The sequence below is a fragment of the Pullulanibacillus pueri genome, assembly GCF_014639255.1.
GTDB lineage: Bacteria > Bacillota > Bacilli > Bacillales > Sporolactobacillaceae > Pullulanibacillus > Pullulanibacillus pueri.
Window position 1 is genome coordinate 1 of sequence record NZ_BMFV01000033.1, and the last position, 16922, is coordinate 16922.

General features: G+C 39.5%; 21 protein-coding genes. 4 read left to right on the forward strand and 17 right to left on the reverse strand.

Annotation, left to right across the window (positions count from 1 at the left end; genetic code table 11):
• Positions 1–33: 33 nt before the first annotated feature.
• Positions 34–507: a hypothetical protein gene (locus IEV91_RS16895; RefSeq protein WP_188498611.1), complete on the reverse strand. Its 474-nt coding sequence runs from the start codon at positions 505–507 to the stop codon at positions 34–36.
• Between the two features lie 440 nt (positions 508–947).
• On the opposite strand from IEV91_RS16895, the gene dcd reads away from it, so the two are divergent.
• Together dcd and folE2 are read left to right on the forward strand one after the other, a co-directional pair.
• Positions 948–1505: a dCTP deaminase gene (gene dcd, locus IEV91_RS16900; protein WP_188498612.1), complete on the forward strand. Its 558-nt coding sequence runs from the start codon at positions 948–950 to the stop codon at positions 1503–1505.
• A 26-nt stretch (positions 1506–1531) separates the two neighbouring features.
• Positions 1532–2434 carry a GTP cyclohydrolase FolE2 gene (gene folE2, locus IEV91_RS16905; RefSeq protein ID WP_188498613.1) on the forward strand — a complete coding sequence of 301 codons (903 nt, stop codon included), beginning with the start codon at positions 1532–1534 and terminating at the stop codon, positions 2432–2434.
• Between the two features lie 97 nt (positions 2435–2531).
• Here folE2 and IEV91_RS16910 read toward each other — a convergent pair whose 3' ends face one another.
• The 5 genes from IEV91_RS16910 to IEV91_RS16930 all read right to left on the reverse strand — a co-directional run bounded on the left by IEV91_RS16910 (position 2532) and on the right by IEV91_RS16930 (position 7349).
• Entirely contained in the window at positions 2532–3725 is a 1194-nt protein-coding gene (locus tag IEV91_RS16910) for a GTP-binding protein (RefSeq protein ID WP_188498614.1), read from the reverse strand.
• Between the two features lie 1103 nt (positions 3726–4828).
• Entirely contained in the window at positions 4829–5356 is a 528-nt protein-coding gene (locus IEV91_RS16915; protein ID WP_188498615.1) for an isochorismatase family protein, read from the reverse strand.
• Positions 5357–5782: 426 nt separating this feature from the next.
• Entirely contained in the window at positions 5783–6553 is a 771-nt protein-coding gene (locus IEV91_RS16920; RefSeq protein ID WP_188498666.1) for a DUF817 domain-containing protein, read from the reverse strand.
• Positions 6554–6619: 66 nt separating this feature from the next.
• The gene (locus IEV91_RS16925) at positions 6620–6853 is read right to left on the reverse strand and encodes a helix-turn-helix domain-containing protein (RefSeq protein WP_188498616.1); all 234 of its coding nucleotides are present in this window, start codon (positions 6851–6853) and stop codon (positions 6620–6622) included.
• Between the two features lie 10 nt (positions 6854–6863).
• The gene (locus IEV91_RS16930; RefSeq protein ID WP_188498617.1) at positions 6864–7349 is read right to left on the reverse strand and encodes a DUF2975 domain-containing protein; all 486 of its coding nucleotides are present in this window, start codon (positions 7347–7349) and stop codon (positions 6864–6866) included.
• A gap of 280 nt (positions 7350–7629) precedes the next feature.
• Between IEV91_RS16930 and IEV91_RS21765 the strand changes: the two genes are divergently transcribed.
• Complete coding sequence (locus IEV91_RS21765) at positions 7630–8382, forward strand: hypothetical protein (RefSeq protein WP_229745629.1); 753 nt, start codon at positions 7630–7632, stop codon at positions 8380–8382.
• A gap of 269 nt (positions 8383–8651) precedes the next feature.
• Here IEV91_RS21765 and IEV91_RS16940 read toward each other — a convergent pair whose 3' ends face one another.
• The 10 genes from IEV91_RS16940 to IEV91_RS16980 all read right to left on the reverse strand — a co-directional run bounded on the left by IEV91_RS16940 (position 8652) and on the right by IEV91_RS16980 (position 15436).
• Positions 8652–9545 (reverse strand): phosphotransferase family protein, encoded by an 894-nt coding sequence (locus tag IEV91_RS16940; RefSeq protein WP_188498618.1) that lies wholly within the window; start codon positions 9543–9545, stop codon positions 8652–8654.
• Positions 9546–9652: 107 nt separating this feature from the next.
• Complete coding sequence (locus IEV91_RS16945) at positions 9653–10432, reverse strand: class I SAM-dependent methyltransferase (RefSeq protein ID WP_188498619.1); 780 nt, start codon at positions 10430–10432, stop codon at positions 9653–9655.
• 61 nt (positions 10433–10493) lie between these two features.
• Positions 10494–10901, reverse strand: coding sequence for an NUDIX hydrolase (locus tag IEV91_RS16950; RefSeq protein ID WP_188498620.1), 408 nt, complete (start codon positions 10899–10901; stop codon positions 10494–10496).
• A gap of 45 nt (positions 10902–10946) precedes the next feature.
• The gene (locus IEV91_RS16955) at positions 10947–11468 is read right to left on the reverse strand and encodes an NUDIX domain-containing protein (protein ID WP_308420045.1); all 522 of its coding nucleotides are present in this window, start codon (positions 11466–11468) and stop codon (positions 10947–10949) included.
• 78 nt (positions 11469–11546) lie between these two features.
• Complete coding sequence (locus tag IEV91_RS16960; RefSeq protein WP_188498622.1) at positions 11547–12296, reverse strand: class I SAM-dependent methyltransferase; 750 nt, start codon at positions 12294–12296, stop codon at positions 11547–11549.
• A gap of 52 nt (positions 12297–12348) precedes the next feature.
• The gene (locus IEV91_RS16965) at positions 12349–13212 is read right to left on the reverse strand and encodes a phosphotransferase family protein (protein WP_188498623.1); all 864 of its coding nucleotides are present in this window, start codon (positions 13210–13212) and stop codon (positions 12349–12351) included.
• A gap of 96 nt (positions 13213–13308) precedes the next feature.
• Positions 13309–13467, reverse strand: a complete 159-nt coding sequence (locus IEV91_RS16970; protein WP_188498624.1) for a hypothetical protein — start codon at positions 13465–13467, stop codon at positions 13309–13311.
• Between the two features lie 33 nt (positions 13468–13500).
• Entirely contained in the window at positions 13501–14379 is an 879-nt protein-coding gene (locus IEV91_RS16975; protein ID WP_188498625.1) for an alpha/beta hydrolase, read from the reverse strand.
• 536 nt (positions 14380–14915) lie between these two features.
• The gene (locus IEV91_RS22150) at positions 14916–15014 is read right to left on the reverse strand and encodes a putative holin-like toxin (RefSeq protein ID WP_476748487.1); all 99 of its coding nucleotides are present in this window, start codon (positions 15012–15014) and stop codon (positions 14916–14918) included.
• A 203-nt stretch (positions 15015–15217) separates the two neighbouring features.
• Positions 15218–15436 carry a hypothetical protein gene (locus IEV91_RS16980; protein WP_188498626.1) on the reverse strand — a complete coding sequence of 73 codons (219 nt, stop codon included), beginning with the start codon at positions 15434–15436 and terminating at the stop codon, positions 15218–15220.
• A gap of 202 nt (positions 15437–15638) precedes the next feature.
• Between IEV91_RS16980 and IEV91_RS16985 the strand changes: the two genes are divergently transcribed.
• On the forward strand, positions 15639–16382 hold the full coding sequence (locus IEV91_RS16985; RefSeq protein WP_188498627.1) for a hypothetical protein: 744 nt from the start codon (positions 15639–15641) through the stop codon (positions 16380–16382).
• A gap of 66 nt (positions 16383–16448) precedes the next feature.
• Here IEV91_RS16985 and IEV91_RS16990 read toward each other — a convergent pair whose 3' ends face one another.
• Positions 16449–16913 (reverse strand): MarR family winged helix-turn-helix transcriptional regulator, encoded by a 465-nt coding sequence (locus tag IEV91_RS16990; protein WP_188498628.1) that lies wholly within the window; start codon positions 16911–16913, stop codon positions 16449–16451.
• Between the last annotated feature and the right edge of the window lie 9 nt (positions 16914–16922).

Consider the following 16922-nt stretch of genomic DNA (forward strand, 5'->3'; position numbering starts at 1 on the left):
ACCTGCATAGCAGGTGGTTTATTGTTTCGCACGCTATCGCGAGCTCAACTGACTAAAGTCGTAAATAATAACAAGCGGTTTGTCCCGCTTTACACCTGTAATATCTCCCGTTAACTTTGGATGTCCCTCCTCCTTATCTATGGAAACAAAAAGAGAGGTGCCAACCTCATACTTTTGATCATAGGCTTCTGATGAAGAATAGGTATTATTCAAATGGATCAACTGGCCTTTGTCTTTACCATTCTTTATTTTGGCCGTTATGCTTTGAGAAGATACCGTATCTTTATTATGAAGAGCATCCACTTGCTTCACTGTTTTCACCGTTTTAGCCTTAATGACTTCAGCGATTGGCTTGTGATATAAAAAATCATTGTGATTGGTGAATGCACTCGCTAAAAAGATACAGAGTATCCCCAATATGTAGAATAAAAACCGCTTGCGCAGGCGTCTATTCGATTTCATTTTCATAGCAAAGGGTCTTAAAAAATCAAGAAAAAAGCGAGACATAACATAGGTTCCTTTCATACTAGCAAAGATAGTTTGATAAGTTCCTTCTCTTCCTCATTGCCTTATCACACAAGTTGAAAGTAAAAGGTCACCTCTTAATTCCAAAAAACATATCGTAATTATTACGTTTTGAATCATTTTAGCGCTTCCCCTTGTGAGATGCAAGCGAACTCGTTTCAGCGTTGCTGAAACATCGTGAAATCAGGTGGCGAGTCTACTCCACCTGATTGGGTAAATCCCACCTACGCTGCCCTAAGAGGTGGGGGTCTTAAACCCTAAGTGCAAAACAAGATAAAGCCCTCAGGACAGGCAAAATACTTTTCTATAAAACAAGCCGTTCATTGCCTTTTTTCATAGAAAATGATAAATTATCTAGAAACAACAAATAAATCGTAATGGTTACTATTTTAAAACAACCATCTCGAGGAGGGAACCCACTTGTGATTTTATCTAAGCCCACATTAGAGAAAAAACTCATGGCTAAAGAACTCATTGTTAAGCCTCTTACCGCCATACAGCTTCAGCCTGCCTCCATTGATTTGCGGGTTGGCAATGAATTTTTAATTATTGATGAACATGCGTCGCCTGTTATTTCATTAGACAAGCCAGCTTCATATAGAAAGGTCAGCGCAGATCATATTATCATCCCCCCAAAAGCCTTTGTCCTCGCGACAACGATCGAATACATTGATTTGCCTACAGACATCACGGCCTTTGTAGAAGGAAGAAGCTCTATAGGAAGATTAGGATTATTTATTCAGAATGCCGGATGGGTGGACCCTGGATTTAAGGGTCACATCACCTTAGAACTTTATAATTCCAATAGTGTGCCCATAGACATACAAGCGGGCAGACGCCTCTGCCAATTAGTGCTCGCATCACTCGATCAAGACGCCCCGCCCTATACAGGAAAATATAATGGGCAAACCACAGCGACACAGAGTAAAGTCTATCTTGATGGCGAAGCAGTTGCTGAGCAAGACGCAAATTTCAGATGAATAGAACAAGCCTAGGTGGTGCTAAAATGACAACTCTTTCAAAAACAGAAAGGCTGAAGTTATTCGGTTCGGTAGAGCCCTCGAAAAAGCAAAAGCCAACGAAAAAAGAAGACATGAAAGATTTACAGAATGCATTAGCTGATTATTTATTTTCGATCACTCAAGTTGGGGTTTCAGAATTAACATTACCTGTTCTCCTAAATAGTGATACATCCCCTTTTAAGCAAGCTGTTCAGGCCACATTTCAAGTCACCTCTCAATTACCAAGAGAGCGCAAGGGCGTGAATATGAGTCGTTATGTAGAAAAAGTAACAGCCTATTGTAAAAATGAGGGTTCACTCGACTTATCCAAGCTACGTCTTTTAATTAAAGAAATTGCCGAATATTGCGAGCTTCCAACCATAGCCATGAAAGTACAGTTTCGCTGGTTCTATGATCAAATAGCACCGGTAACGGGATTAACAGGCATGAATATAGCAGATGGAGAGATTTATCTTACCTACGATCCTAACGCAGGCTACAAGCAGTCTGTTCAATTAGAGGGGACCGCAACCACACTATGTCCCTGTTCAAAAGAGATTAGTGAATATGGTGCGCATAATCAAAGAGGGCATGTGAAGATACAAGCAGAATTACCTGCACATTGGGATGGCGATTGGAAAACACCTTTTCTCAAAATCATCGAAAGTAACAGTAGCTCCCCCATTTATCCAATATTAAAGCGTGAGGATGAAAAATATGTCACCGAAAAGGCCTATGAAAATCCGAGATTTGTAGAGGATTTTGTACGTCTCGTGGCAGCCGAGCTCTGTGAATTACCTTGGGTAGAAAGCTTTCATGTGAGATGCGAAAATGATGAATCGATTCATCTACATAAAGCTTACGCAGAAATTAAACACACGCCTAGTGACAGGCATCAAGCGTTTTAAAACCCCTATTCATAGATACCTCCCTCACAATGCAAAAAGCCAGATTCACTCTCGAATCTGGCTTTGTTTTCTTCAATTTAAATTTTAATGCACAGAACTAGGCACTGGGTACCCATTCTCTAGGTGTGTCAAAGGTCTCCCAATCACTCATGAGTTCCGAATCGGTTAATAAGCAGCGATCTAATTCTTCTGTAATTCCCTCAGGATCAAGCTCTGTCCCGATAAATACGATTTTCGTATGGCGATCGCCATATTCTTCGTTCCACTCCGCCAATACCTCTGGGTTTGCTTCTAAAATTTGCTTTTGTTCATGTTTTGGCATTGAAGCCACCCAATAGGCTAAAGGAGACATAGACACAGATGGTCCCGCATGTGACATGAGTAAGGCTACATTATTATGGGTTGCACACCAAGCAATCCCTTTAGAACGAATGATTGTCGTGTCATCTAGATTGTGTAAAAAGCGATTAAATCTCTCAGAATGAAAAGGCTGCTTCCGATAATAGACAAAGGAACCTATACCGTATTCCTCTGTTTCAGGTGTATGTTCTGGTGCATTTAATTCTTTCACCCATCCGGCCGACTCCGCTGCTTTATCAAAATCAAAACGGTGGGTATTTAAAATCTCGTGCATATCCACCTTACCATGGACTGTACGGATAATTTTCGCTTCAGGTTGTAAGGTCCGTAAGACACTTTCTAGCTTATCCAATGATGCTTCATCGACTAAATCACATTTATTTAAGATGAGCACATCACAGAACTCGACTTGATCAATGAGAAGGTCAGAGATTTCTCGATCGTCTTCATCACTAATCCCTTGCTTTCGATCGACAAGCGTATCCCCTGATTGAAAGTTTTTCATAAATCCGAAAGCATCCACAACCGTCACCATGGTATCTAATCGGCAATATCTTGTAAGATCAATGCCAAGATCTTCATCAACATAAGAGAAGGTTTGAGCAACAGGTACAGGTTCGCCAATCCCTGTTGATTCGATCAGAATATAATCATACTTTCCCTCTCTCGCCAATTTCTCAACTTCAATCAACAAGTCTTCACGTAAGGTACAGCAAATGCATCCGTTGGACAAGGAGACAAGCTTCTCATCGGTTTTAGATAGACTCCCGTCATTTTCAACCAATGTGGCATCCACATTAACCTCTCCCATGTCATTAACAATCACAGCTACTCTTAAGCCCTCACGATTATTTAAGACATGATTCAAAATCGTTGTCTTTCCTGATCCTAAATAGCCACTCAGCACAGTCACTGGAATTTGCTTAACCATATGTACATCTGCTCCTTCCATTTTGTAAATCGTAATAATTACGCTTTATGTTCTTTATTAAACCACACTCTTTCACCCAAAAGCAAGTATCACCTCAAAAGTTAAAGAATAAATTCTACTCAATCCAAAACAATACCCATAGAAATATTAAAAATAAGAAAAAACCGGGCGCTCGCTCCTCATTCAGTTGAATTAAAATGTTTTTTCACTAAAATGAACCGCCAGAAATAAATGGATTGGTGCGAAAGACGTGCGACTCCTTCGGGAACAGCACGCGTCAGAAGGCGCCCTGACTTCGGATTCTAATCGGCTAATCGCTCTCATTTTTGTCCAAAGGCGCCCTGACTTCGGACTCTAATCGGCTAATCGCTCTCATTTTTGTCCGAACCTGACCTGACTTCGGACTCTATTTCGCTGCTTGTTCTCATTTTTGTCCGAAGGTGCTTTGACTTCGGACTCTATTTCGCTGCTTGCTCTCATTTTTGTCCAAGGGGCTTTGACTTCGGACTCTATTTCGCTGCTCGCTCTCATTTTTGTCCAAACCTCACCTGACTTCGGACTCTATTTCGCTGCTTGTTCTCATTTTTGTCCAAAGGGGCTTTAACTTCGGACTCTATTTCGCTGCTTGCTCTCATTTTTGTCCAAAGGGGCTTTGACTTCGGACTCTATTTCGCTGCTCGCTCTCATTTTTGTCCAAAGGGGCTTTAACTTCGGACTCTATTTCGCTGCTTGCTCTCATTTTTGTCCAAAGGGGCTTTAACTTCGGACTCTATTTCGCTGCTTGCTCTCATTTTTGTCCAAAGGGGCTTTAACTTCGGACTCTATTTCGCTGCTTGCTCTCGTTTTTGTCCGAAGGGGCTTTAACTTCGGACTCTATTTCGCTTCTTGCTCTCGCTTTTGTCCGAAGGTGCTTTGACCTCGGACTCTATTTCGCTTCTCCCTCTCATTTTTGTCCGAAGGCGCCCTGACTTCGGACTCTAATCGGCTAATCGCTCTCATTTTTGTCTGAACCTGACCAGGCTTCGACCCCTATTGACCTTTATAGCAGTCGTAATCAAACGCCTCGCCGGCTCAATAAGAACAATATCTCTTGATAAATAAAATTATTTATATATCTCGACATATTCATCATAATCTAGTACTTCAATCGCCTCTGACCAGTGCAAGACTGTGCCGACAAAATCTTTTATATCCAGACCCTTCATCTCATAAGTCTCGTCTGTATTCACTGTGGCTGTCGCGTCTTCAATGAAAGTCACCTTATAGCCCCGGTCAAACGCCGCAATAGCTGTAAACATACAACAAAACTCCGTGTTAAAACCGCTGATAAAGAGGTGATCTACCCCCTCGCTTTCTAGTACTTCCGCTAACTTTGTATTAAAAAATGAACTAGGTGTTTGTTTCTCAAGGACAACGTCTGCGTACGCTTTAAGTGAATGGTGCAATTCCGAGCCAACAGACGCCTTATAAAGAGGACTTTCTTCATTCTCATCAAAATGCCTCATGAAAATAACAGGATGGTTATCCTTTTTAAAATCCTTAATGAGCTTCTCCATTAAAGTTAATGCCTGACTAAAATCACCTTGTTCCACTAACCCATTTTGAACATCAATCACTAACAGCGCCTTCATGGTCTCTCCCCCAAGCTAGTATCTTTTATTCCATTTAATTATGGCATATATTGAATGGCGCAGTAAATCAAAAGTGTCATAATAGTCAGGAATTCTATAAAGGCACTTGAAAACAGGATGAGTTTTCTTATTATCGTCGGCAGCTTTAATCATTTATAAGCGACAAATCCTAAGGCAATTGCGATTAACCATATACTGACGCCCCAAAATGAAAATAAATGCGCTGAATTCGCTAGCCATAATACTGTCACCAGTAAATGATAGAGCACTAATACCCAAGAGATTCTCTTCTACCCCTTCGCTTCCTATAAAAAATTTTCCATCAAAAATAAAGCATACATAGGACGTTTGTCACCTAACGCAAAAAGTCGAACGCCCTACAGGAGTAAGGATTCGACTGTGGTTGATTAAACGTGAGATAGGCATTTATCCTTTTGGTCTTTTTTCCTTAACAAGCTTTAATGTCGCAACAATAAGAAAGCTCACAATGACTAATAAGAGCCAGGAGCTTACCTTGCCAAAATTAACAAGGCTCCAAGCCTCGGTTTGGTTGGGATATTCCCAAGCCCCGAAGAACGTTGCGATATTTTCGGCTATCCATATAAAAAAACCAATGAGTACAAAAGAAAATGCAAGTGGCATGCGGTAGCGTGTGCCACCAACCTCGTACGTGACCCATGATTTCCAAAAGACAATAATAACAAGTGCCGATAACCACCAGCGGACATCCATCCAAAAATGATGAGTGAAAAAATTTAAATAAATCGCCGCTGCTAGAGGGATAACGAGCAAAAACGGTGGCCACTTGACCAGTTCAACCTTCAATCTCCGCCATGCCTGACAAAGATAACTCGCGACACTCGCATACATAAATCCACTGTACAAAGGGACTCCAAAGATTTTCGAATAGCCTTCCTCTGGATAAGCCCAAGAGCCCATATGTACTTTAAAAAGTTCAAGCGCAAGTCCAATAAGGTGAAACAAGGTAATCACCTTGAGTTCATCCCGTGTTTCCAAACCAAAACGTACCATTAACACTTGCATTAGCAAACAGATGATGAGCATCCAATCATACCGCGGTAGGAAAGGAAGTGGGATAATTTGCGTCAGAGCTAACGACGCAAAGATAACGACAGGAAACACACAAGACAGCGCCTGCTCCCAACCAAAACGCGCAAGTTGTGTTATCCCTCTCAAGACCAGTGCCTTCAATGTTTTTCTCTGAAAATCATTTTGTATGGTGATATTCATGAGTCACCTCGTTTAAGCCTTAGCTTCAGCTTCTGTATCGTCATCACTTTGGTACTCTAATACATCACCCGGTTGGCAATCCAATGCCTTACAAATAGCCTCTAACGTAGAAAGCCTAATCGCTTTTGCCTTACCGTTTTTTAATATCGAAAGGTTAGCCATCGTAATACCTACCCTCTCCGAAAGCTCTGTTACACTCATTTTCCTTTTTGCCAGCATCACATCAATATTGATTATAATTGCCATTGTTTTCACCTCAGACCGTTAAGTCATTTTCTGATTTTATATCAATCGCTTCTTTTAACAGTTTTTGAAGGACAGCAGCAAAGACCGCAATCACCAATGAAGCAAAAATAATGATCAATCCGATGAAAATGACCCCTGGGGCATCGTCCTTGTCTGCCACGAGATAAAAAAGCGGCATAGCGGCGACATACCAAATGCTGATGGTGACGGCACAAATTTTTATAACCTTCAGCGCCTTGACTGACAGTTCTGAGAATGCTTTGTTCTTGTCAATATAGCTCAGAAGTTTAAAAGCTTGGTAAAGGGCAATATAGAACGGAACGGCCGCCCCATAAAAAACGATGAAAACAAGCAGTTCCATATAAAAAGATATATTGGGGAAAAATCCTGCCGCATAGGTGGCGATGTGGGGCACCACAAAAATACACAAAGCAAGAATCGGAATTCCAATAAAAATAACAGCGATCTTTAAGAAGAGCGTTGACACGCGATTCATAACAAGCACCTCACTCCATTTATTTACTCATTGATTTTACCATCTTATTTATCGTTTTACAATAAATAATTATTGATTTTTTATATATTATTGTTGTTAGACAATTTTACACTTTATACAACATCTTTTGGTCAAAACCTATGAATGATTTTTGAAGTTAAGTTAAAGCTAAGAACACCTAATATATGGAATTCCCATCAGCCCTTTTAAAAAGAGAAACGGGTTATGTTAAAATGGAATGAAGTGGAATAAAAGCTTTAAAATGATTGGAGTTGTCATTATGAAGAAAGGTAAGAATATTATCGCAGCATCTGCATTCGCCGTTTTATTAATAGGCATGTCGGCTTGTAGTCATTCATCTGACCCTGACACGTCCACAAAAAGTCAGTCAAAAACCGATAAAACAACCCAAAGCTCAGATAACAATACAACATCGAAGGATTCAACAAATACATCTGATAGCTCTACTGGGGATACAGCTAATAACAGTCCAAACTCGACCTCCAAGACGGATAATAGCGAGAGTAAGTTAGACCAACGTACAGGGGCTGTCCTAAACGCCACTTTAAAATATGAGAGTCAACAACCCGATACCACTGTCGATTATCCATCCTATACCATGACACAAAGTGGGAAAAAGGTGAGACTGACCCTTGACCCTGCAGAAAACCATCAAGATGATTTTAAAGAAGGTTTAGTGAAGGAAGTCGTCAACAATGGAGACGAATCACACAATGTGACTTTATTTCAGTGGAAAATAGATGATAATAATACATTATCTTTGATTGATACATCAACCGAGAAAGTTGTCTATACGACAAAAATAACCGATACAGAAAAATTAGGGAGTAGCCATCCAACAGGGGCTTGGGTGAAAACCTTTGAAAATAAATTATATAAGGCTTATCACGTGACACCCCGTCGCTATAAGTACATCGGAAACGGAAATTGGGAAGTTTGGGTGAAGGAAAATGACACCGGTAAGAATCCCTATGTCACAGTCAATCAAAACACGGGTGATTTTCACGGATAATAGTTCCCTTTGTTTATACACTTTAAATGAGTTTGGATTTTCTCCAAGCTCATTTTTTGTTGTGCGGTCGTATGGTGTTCGAGCTCCTACAGCCTTACTTATAAGATGAAGTATGAAGTATTGCTAAGAATCCTTGAAATTATTATAATTAAGACGTAATTAAAATGGGTCGTTTGAAAGAAACACTGGAAAGTCGTCAAAAGTATCGTAAAGGACAGTCTGGATTGGTCTCCTGGCTGTCCTTTCGTTTTATCTGCGTTTATTTCTCCTTACAAGTCTTCAATGGATGTTATAAATGAATCAAAGAGATGAAGTTGGGAAAATGCAAAGTCTAAATCTCCGTTTCCCTCTAATGCTAATGCCAAATTGGTTGTGACGGACATGATCACCCTGGCCTTCAAAATAAATATAAACGTGCTTTTGTCAGCCACTACGTCTTCAAGATTTAATACATGAGTGACGGTAGGATGCTTTAGACCTTGGAACAAGCAGGTATTTCCTATAAAAGAAGCAAGATCCCAGAACTTAAGCATTAATGAAACGTCTTCGAAATCAATCCATTTCCACCCTTGTGAGCTTGGTATAAGATTATTAGGATGAGCATCCCCATGGGCTGGAAACAATTCAAGACGCCTTATGTCCTTGTACACCTTTTCATATTCCTCTAGCAATACTAAAATTCGCTCATCTTTATCCTCTCTCTTCGTTAAGTACTCCGCCGCTTGATTCACATTTTTCCAAGCACCTAAAACCTGCATAGGTCCTTCATAGCTTTTCAATGCTTTTGACAGCACATTTAACATGCTTATCGCTTCTTGACTTTCAAGCGGTGGCAGTTCTACCGGGGCAATATACTCCCATAAAGTCATCCAGGTCGAATCTATTTTATGTGGCCCCGGTGAAACATCCTTTACTAATGAGATTACGGGGACCTTGTGTCGCTCTAAATACTCAACGACCTTTAACTCTTGGAGTAAAACATTCTTCCAAAAAGTAGAATTATCGCCATCAAACAATTTTGCTATTCTAGCTACAATTGGATAGGGTGAGAGATGTACGATAAGGTTTCCTGCGTCACTCAGAATGACAGGGTCGATATTTGAGAGTCCAAGTTGTGGTGCCCTCTTTACTAAAGCCTTGATCAATTCATCAGAGATTGTCAAATATTATTCCACTCCCTCTAAACGATCATATTTCCAATTCAAAAATAGGAGGCCCTACACAAAAGTGCATACTCCTTTTTGAACAGCCTCATTCTCATTCCGTCTTATCAATCGATCTTCATTTTAACGGCCTTGGTTGCGATAAAGCATTTGATGTACTGATCTAAAGGACGTGTTCCGCCGAAATCATCTTCATACATTCCGGTGATGACAAAGCCCGCATCTATTTGCCCTTGAATTTGTTCCTCTAATGTATGGCCATATTCAATCGTTTTATTCGCCTTAATATAGTCATTGATTTCTTCTTCTGTTAAGCCATCCAGTGAGGAGGAGGGAATGGTATTTTTCACAACCAAATGACCTTTCATATCCTCTTCATCATCAAAAATGTATAAAATAGGGTTAACAAATCCTGCGATAAGAACACCTTTATCTTTTAAAACTCTTGAGGCCTCTTGCCAAACAGGCTTTAACTCTTCCACAAACAGATTCGAAATGGGATTGATAATCATATCAAACTCTCCATCAGGAAATTCCGAGAGATCGGACATATCCCCTTGGACAGTTCTTAACTTCAACCCGTCACGGCGCGCAACAAAGTCATCCTGTTCTAATTGCTTTTTAGATATATCCGTAACAGTGACGTCGGCACCCGCTGCCGCTAAGACAGGCCCTTGTTGCCCACCACCCGAAGCTAAACATAAAATCTTTAAACCTTTTAGTGATTGCGGAAACCAATCTCTAGGGACAGGCTTTCCCGTGACAGTAATTTCCCAATTACCAGATTTACTTTTTTCTATGGTTTCTTTACTTACCGGTTGGGTGTATTTAGCACCCTCTTCAACCTTCTTATCCCACGCACTACTATTCTGCTTTACTGTATCCATATCAAACTCCCCGTTTTTAGGACTTTCTCTATTAAACAATGATTATCATGAAAATCCCCGCTCAAAATTCTACATAAAAAGGATGGAGACTTTCCTCTAAACAATATTCAATTCTTTGTCTAAAATTTTTCCATGTGACCATTTCAAGCCCTTCATCTAAGGGAAAGAAGCCGACTTCTAAACTTTCAGAGCTAGTGGTAGGTTCTCCACCGATAGCTTTGCCTAAAAATAAAGTATTACAGATTGAACGGCTCACATTTTGAAAGATGCCACAGAACTTTATGACTTCAATATCAATCCCTGATTCTTCCTTTGTTTCTCTTATGGCCGCTTCCTTTAGTGATTCTCCAATTTCAACTTGACCTCCAGGCATTTCCCAACCTCTGCGCGGGCCCTTAATTAACAAAATTTCTTTCTTATCATTTAATACAATTGTAGCTGCTGAGACAATGTGCTTTGGTATCGTCATACATCGAGCCCCTCACCCATTAAATTTTAAAAAGGTAGTTCTTTCTTAATTAATATCTCCTACATACACTTGGGTTTTCTCACCATTAAAATGTTTTTTTATATGCCTTATTAATTGTTTTGGATAGACTCTATATTGGTTGATTTGATTGAAATGAACCCATTCTATCCCTATTTGATGGTGATCAGGGTTTGTTGGTTTTCGCTCAAAATTCAGTTTATTTTCCAAGGAACATAGAAAATAAAATTCAACTCTATGAACATCAAAGTCAAACGAGTGCTCATGGTTTTTACCAATATAATCACGAACAAAACATAGATCACCGATAGTCACCTGTTCCCCAATCTCTTCCATACATTCCCTTGAAACAGTTGTCTTCAGTGCCTCACCTTGTTCCTGCCCACCACCAGGACAAAGGTAAAAGTAACCATCTTCATCCTGGTTTTTGGTCAGCAATATCTTACCCTCGTTAATTATAATAGCTTTTGCTGAGTTTCTAATCGGCAATATATCCACCTCTCTTAATGTTTTGGTATTCGGCAGAGATAAATGCTTTATTATTGCCACTCGTCTATGAAAAGCCGACTGAGGTCAATTAGCCAACCCTACTATTATTTTAAGTACAATATTTCACTTGGCGTTTTTTTACCTTCTAGCTATTATAAGAAATCTTTTTGAGTTGGTTTGAATGCCTTTTTCACTTTTATTGTTCTCAATGAAGTCTTTCAATATTTCAAAGTCCATTTTATCCTGTCCGAAATAAGGAATGATAGGGGTGTGTTTAAGTAAAAAAATTAGATCTTCTGGTCTCTCATAATATTCGATCGCATCGTATTCAAAGGATTGGATTTCAGAAAACCCTGCCTCATTCAGTTCACGAATATATCGTTTTTTTAATGAGCCATCGGTTTTATCGTAGGCCTGTCCTCGACCAAAGGCTTCTTTTATATTCCATTTATCTGCTTCACTGACTTGTTGTGTCAAAAACCACCCACCACTTTTTAACACCTTAGCCACTTCTAGTGAAGAGAATGGGGCATGGCAGCTTGAGACGACATCAAAAAAACGCATAGGAAATTGCAATTCATCCGATGACATTTGGAAAAACTTGACGTTTGGAACCTTCAACTTTTTCAAGTGAGATAAAGCTGTGTTTATCATGCTATGAGAGAGATCTATGCCAACCAAGAGAAATAACGAAGAGGCAATGCTTAACAGCTTTTCACCGCCACCTGTACCAATATCTAAAAGGATATCTGTTTTTTCACATCTTTTGACGACTTCATCGTAAAAATCCCAACGAACACCTTCAGAGAAGGATTTTAGATGACTAAAATCCCAACCGTTTGTTTTTCCGACCCTCTCATAAAAATTCTCATAATCAAAGGCTTTCATTTCTCTCCACCTTCCAAAGGGTACAAAAGCAAGACACTTATACAGTACCATTTCATTGTAAAAACTTTCTTAGAATCACCATATTCTGTTCTAGAAACACTGCATTTTTCTCAATGCCCCGTCGTTTACACCAGCCAATACTATTAAAGGCATCTGTAAATCGGTAAAAAGGCAATACCGCTTCTAGATCAATTAATGGTCTGATACTGCTATAGCCTTCTTGATAGGAGTGATAAAGGGTATGATCTGAGCTTAGAAAATCACGATTTAGCTTGGTAAAATCGACCTCTGTTGAACCAAATCTCACGCTTTCAAAATCGATCACGCCTGAAACTTTCTCATCATTCACAATGATATTTGCCGGACGAAAATCCATATGTATGAAGCTTGGTCCATCCGGAGTAGGGAGCTGCTTTTTCATGTCCTCGAACTGATCAATCGCTTGTTTGAATAAACGCTCATCCAGAACGTCCTCTACATCCTCCGCAAAACTATGAAACTGGCGCTCAACAAAGGTTGACCAATTTGGATATTCATTTTGTATGCCCGTTAACACTTTTTCAGCAGGTGGACGAACCGTATGCATCGTCGCATGAAGGACCCCCACCTGAAACGCTAGGGTTGGAGAAGCTTGCAAGGATAACGGTCTCCCTTTTAATTCAGATAATAAAAAGGCACCCGGAAATTCCTCATCACCAGACCAATAATCCAGCAATTCAGGAATCGAGACACTTCCCTTTAAAATGTCATAGGCTTCTAACTCCCGCTGATATTTCAATTTTGTATAAGGAATTTTCACAAAAACAGTTTCTCCGTTAAGTAAAGTACATTTATAGACTATTGAACTATGGGAGTCCTCAACCTCATTAATAGACAGTACTTGAATTCCAAATTGCTGAAAGACACGATCTAGCACAAGCTCCCTCCTTTACATAATAATGGACCTGCTTTAGAATAGCCCCTGCAAGTTAAGCCTCCTCTTCACAAGTTTAAAATCCGTTTTTAGACTCAATCACTTATCCCTTTCTTTTCTCCGCCTTCTAATGAAGAAAATACAACCTATAATACCAACAATAGCGATAACACCTAACAAAACAACAAAAAATGAGGGCCAGAAAGAACCGATAATCCCCCAACTATCTTGGTATTCGAAGCTGTTTGAATCGCTCATTATAACCCACCTACACTAATCAAATTGTCAATTCTACTTTTGCAAAATTAATCTTTCAATAGCCTGGATAAGAACTTCTGGCTTATCTTTATGTATTTCATGATCGCTACCTTCTGCAATTATGAATTCTCCACGAGGCGATAGCTGTGATAACTCAATCTGTAAATCTCGCCACACCGCTTCATATAGAAAGGCTTCTTCTTTTGGAATGCCATGTTCAATAAAAGGTTCAGCTGCCAACTCTTTATCTCTTGCGATTACCACCAAAGGGATATCGGGGAATTCACCTGAGTCTTCTATTAATTGGCTGCTTTGGTCCCAATTCATAAATTCATTGGCGATGGTGCGGAATAAAGTAGGATCTGTTATAAAACACTTAAAATTTTCAAAGTCCCCATTTTGCAAAATAGCTTTAGACCCTTCAATCAGGCCTGAGAATCTTTGACTAAGTTCTTCTGTTGTTTTATTTGCTGATTCAATATTCTCCTCTATCATTTTTTCTAAGGATATCAAGGAATACATGACAGGGAGCTTGAGGTCATATAATCGACTAAAATGGTGCGAGGTTGCATCTAGCAAAATAACCGCTTTAAGTCTTTCAGAAAACATTCTCGCATATTGTTGAGCACATAATCCCCCAAAAGAATGCCCGATTAAAATAAACGTTTCATCAATATTCAGATCATCAATTAATGCATTAAGTTCACTAGCAATATGCCCGGCCGTTCTTTGTGCCTTTGACTCTGGACTCTTACCATATCCTGCCCGATGATATATTAAAATCTTATATTTGTTTTCTATTTTCTCTATAAAGGAAAGCCAGCTATAAAAAGAATTTCCTATTCCTATTTCGATAACAATGAGTGGCCCTTTCTCACCAATCACTCGGTATTCAAGTCCCATTTCCTGCATAAAAAGAGCCTCGCCTTTCTTTTGCCTATTAAAATGATGACATTATCCTTCTTAAAGATATGCCCCATTAAATACGTCATATTTTTTAGTCAAGTCATGGTGGATAATAATATGGAAGGGCTGAAACCAAGTAATAAAAAACAGGATAATAAAAAAAGAAGTGAATGAAATAAATTTTATATTTCCTCTCTCCTTTTTAGAAATCGCGATAAAACTAAATACAAACGGACATTCCTTCTAAGACGCTCTACTAATTTTAACATAATATTACATTAAATTGCGAATAAATAAAATACACCTTCAGCATTTACTATGGAAATTTGGCTTTTTTACAAAAGTTACACATATGCTGTTAAAGATGCACTTTTACCTAAGGTGTACAAATACGCAATTTGTGGTATACTTTTACATAGAAGCAAGTCCATTTGCATAAACTAAATTAAGCCGCCAGTGCACGAACACCGACGGCATGCAATAAGACCGAACCCATCAAAAGGGTTTGGCTCCTAGGTAGAAATAAATCCCCTAATTAGCCGCTAAGCACAAGGGGGGTTATTTTTTTGGCGAAAAGCCAAGATAACGACAACTAATGATGCAAAATTTATTGCCACCATTAAGCTTTCGTATACACTCATGGCATCACCCCCAATCTATCGGGAAGTGAGCCACCCCCTTGTGAAACCGATCTATTGCCTTCTATTACTATATCATATGCATAAACCCGCACATAAAAATTCTTTTTTCACAAAGCGCTATTTAATTCACTTCTTCCCCTCTGTTACTTTATATTCATCCATTTTCAAACAAACAGCCTATAGTCTTTCTAACCCCCTAAACTCTACTCAAATAACTGTTTAATCTTGGTCACAGCGTTTTCGGACATCATGAGTTTAAATTGGGCATACGCCATCTTAGCAGTCTCAGAAGAATAAGCATACATTTTTTGTTCATAGGCTTCTATTGCTTTATCCCATTCCCCTTCGTGCCGTACGATGGAAAGGGCTAATTCCATGGCATCGAGCATCGCAAGATTGACTCCGTCACCAGCAGGTGGCATCAAATGTGCCGCATCGCCAATAAGCGTAACTCCCGGCTTGCTCTCCCATTTCAGCCCAGTGATATCATAGGGGAGCGATATGAACTGAATATGAATAAAGACATTCGGACATTATTTTTATTTCTAAACCTTTTCATTTATTTGGTTATTGACCCGTTAAAAGAACGAGGTGTAGAATTGACTAGGTGAGGAGGAAATATTTATGAAAAAATTGATAGGATCCGTGTTTTTAAGTGGCATTTTAATAATGACAGCTGGGTGTGGTGATCATTCGACCTCCGCGCAATCCAACAAGGCAAGCGCCAACGCCGAATCTACTAAAACGGCTGCTTCCAAAGTCAATATAGACAACAGCGATAGCCAGAACACCTCTACAACTCCGACGAATAGTACCGATGATAATAATTCATCGTCCACAGCCTCCAACGACTCAACACAAAATCCAGCATCAAAAAGTGTGAAAATCACCTCTGGAAGTGAAGCTATCACCTATTTAAAAAGGCAATTAAAACTTGATGATACCATCTCCTATAGCAACATCGGTGGAGAACTTGAGACAGACAAAAAAGGACCCTACTACAAGATAAAAGTAGTAGATACCTCCGTAAGACAACAAGGAGGTTCAGGAACACTAGGTCTATATAAAGTCTATCAAAGTGGCTCCTATTCCCTCATTGACCCGAGCACGGAGCAGGATGAAACGAATGAAAGCAACCCAACGCCAAAAAGTGTCCATATTACTAGTAGTTCAGAAGCTAAGCAATACTTGAGAAAGCAATTAAATGATGATGGCAAAACCAATATTAAACTTACAACAGATGGATCACTTCACAAAGCGACAAACGGGTATGGAGCATATTATATAGTCACAGTCACCGATTCATCACAACAAGAGGATAAAAAAGTCTATCAAGTGCATGAAGAAGGAACCGTCATCCCACAGTAAGATTTGGTGGGTTGTTTATATAACATAGAAGAAAATAAACAACCCTCAGCGCGAAGTTGAGGGTTGTTAAACAAATCCTCTATCCTCGAGCGCTTGTTCCAATGGGGTTCCTAATATAATTTTCCTTAACATCTGATTCGCTGTCATCAGTTCTTCCTTTGAATATAAGGCTTCTACTCGATGATACATGTCGGCCTCTGCTTTAATAATCAATTCATATTTTTCGTTTCCTAATGGTGTCAGCACCAGCCTCACATACCTTGAATCCCTTTGATCTCTTATTCTCTCTATCAGATTCTCTTTGACCATCCTTTCTACTAATCTTGAAGGACTTCCCTCTTCACATATTAGGAGATGTCCTAGCTCCTTCAGTGCAATAGGCTGGTATTTTTTCAGGACACTCATCACTTCAGCTTGTGAAGGGGTTACACCAATGTTTTTCAGATACGCTTTTAACATTTTATTTCCTTGTCTTTGTACCGCTAAAATGAGATATCTAAAAGCCTCTGCCTCTTTAAATTCTGTATTCATTGTTTTACT

What these genes read in the sequence shown, in the direction of transcription:
- IEV91_RS16895 (WP_188498611.1), bottom strand. Translation starts at nt 507, where the DNA reads ATGTCTCGCTTTTTTCTTGATTTTTTAAGACCCTTTGCTATGAAAATG.
- folE2 (WP_188498613.1), top strand. Translation starts at nt 1,532, where the DNA reads ATGACAACTCTTTCAAAAACAGAAAGGCTGAAGTTATTCGGTTCGGTA.
- IEV91_RS16910 (WP_188498614.1), bottom strand. Translation starts at nt 3,725, where the DNA reads ATGGTTAAGCAAATTCCAGTGACTGTGCTGAGTGGCTATTTAGGATCA.
- IEV91_RS16915 (WP_188498615.1), bottom strand. Translation starts at nt 5,356, where the DNA reads ATGAAGGCGCTGTTAGTGATTGATGTTCAAAATGGGTTAGTGGAACAA.
- IEV91_RS16925 (WP_188498616.1), bottom strand. Translation starts at nt 6,853, where the DNA reads ATGGCAATTATAATCAATATTGATGTGATGCTGGCAAAAAGGAAAATG.
- IEV91_RS16930 (WP_188498617.1), bottom strand. Translation starts at nt 7,349, where the DNA reads ATGAATCGCGTGTCAACGCTCTTCTTAAAGATCGCTGTTATTTTTATT.
- IEV91_RS21765 (WP_229745629.1), top strand. Translation starts at nt 7,630, where the DNA reads ATGAAGAAAGGTAAGAATATTATCGCAGCATCTGCATTCGCCGTTTTA.
- IEV91_RS16945 (WP_188498619.1), bottom strand. Translation starts at nt 10,432, where the DNA reads ATGGATACAGTAAAGCAGAATAGTAGTGCGTGGGATAAGAAGGTTGAA.
- IEV91_RS16950 (WP_188498620.1), bottom strand. Translation starts at nt 10,901, where the DNA reads ATGACGATACCAAAGCACATTGTCTCAGCAGCTACAATTGTATTAAAT.
- IEV91_RS16960 (WP_188498622.1), bottom strand. Translation starts at nt 12,296, where the DNA reads ATGAAAGCCTTTGATTATGAGAATTTTTATGAGAGGGTCGGAAAAACA.
- IEV91_RS16970 (WP_188498624.1), bottom strand. Translation starts at nt 13,467, where the DNA reads ATGAGCGATTCAAACAGCTTCGAATACCAAGATAGTTGGGGGATTATC.
- IEV91_RS16975 (WP_188498625.1), bottom strand. Translation starts at nt 14,379, where the DNA reads ATGCAGGAAATGGGACTTGAATACCGAGTGATTGGTGAGAAAGGGCCA.
- IEV91_RS22150 (WP_476748487.1), bottom strand. Translation starts at nt 15,014, where the DNA reads ATGAGTGTATACGAAAGCTTAATGGTGGCAATAAATTTTGCATCATTA.
- IEV91_RS16980 (WP_188498626.1), bottom strand. Translation starts at nt 15,436, where the DNA reads ATGCCACCTGCTGGTGACGGAGTCAATCTTGCGATGCTCGATGCCATG.
- IEV91_RS16985 (WP_188498627.1), top strand. Translation starts at nt 15,639, where the DNA reads ATGAAAAAATTGATAGGATCCGTGTTTTTAAGTGGCATTTTAATAATG.
- IEV91_RS16990 (WP_188498628.1), bottom strand. Translation starts at nt 16,913, where the DNA reads ATGAATACAGAATTTAAAGAGGCAGAGGCTTTTAGATATCTCATTTTA.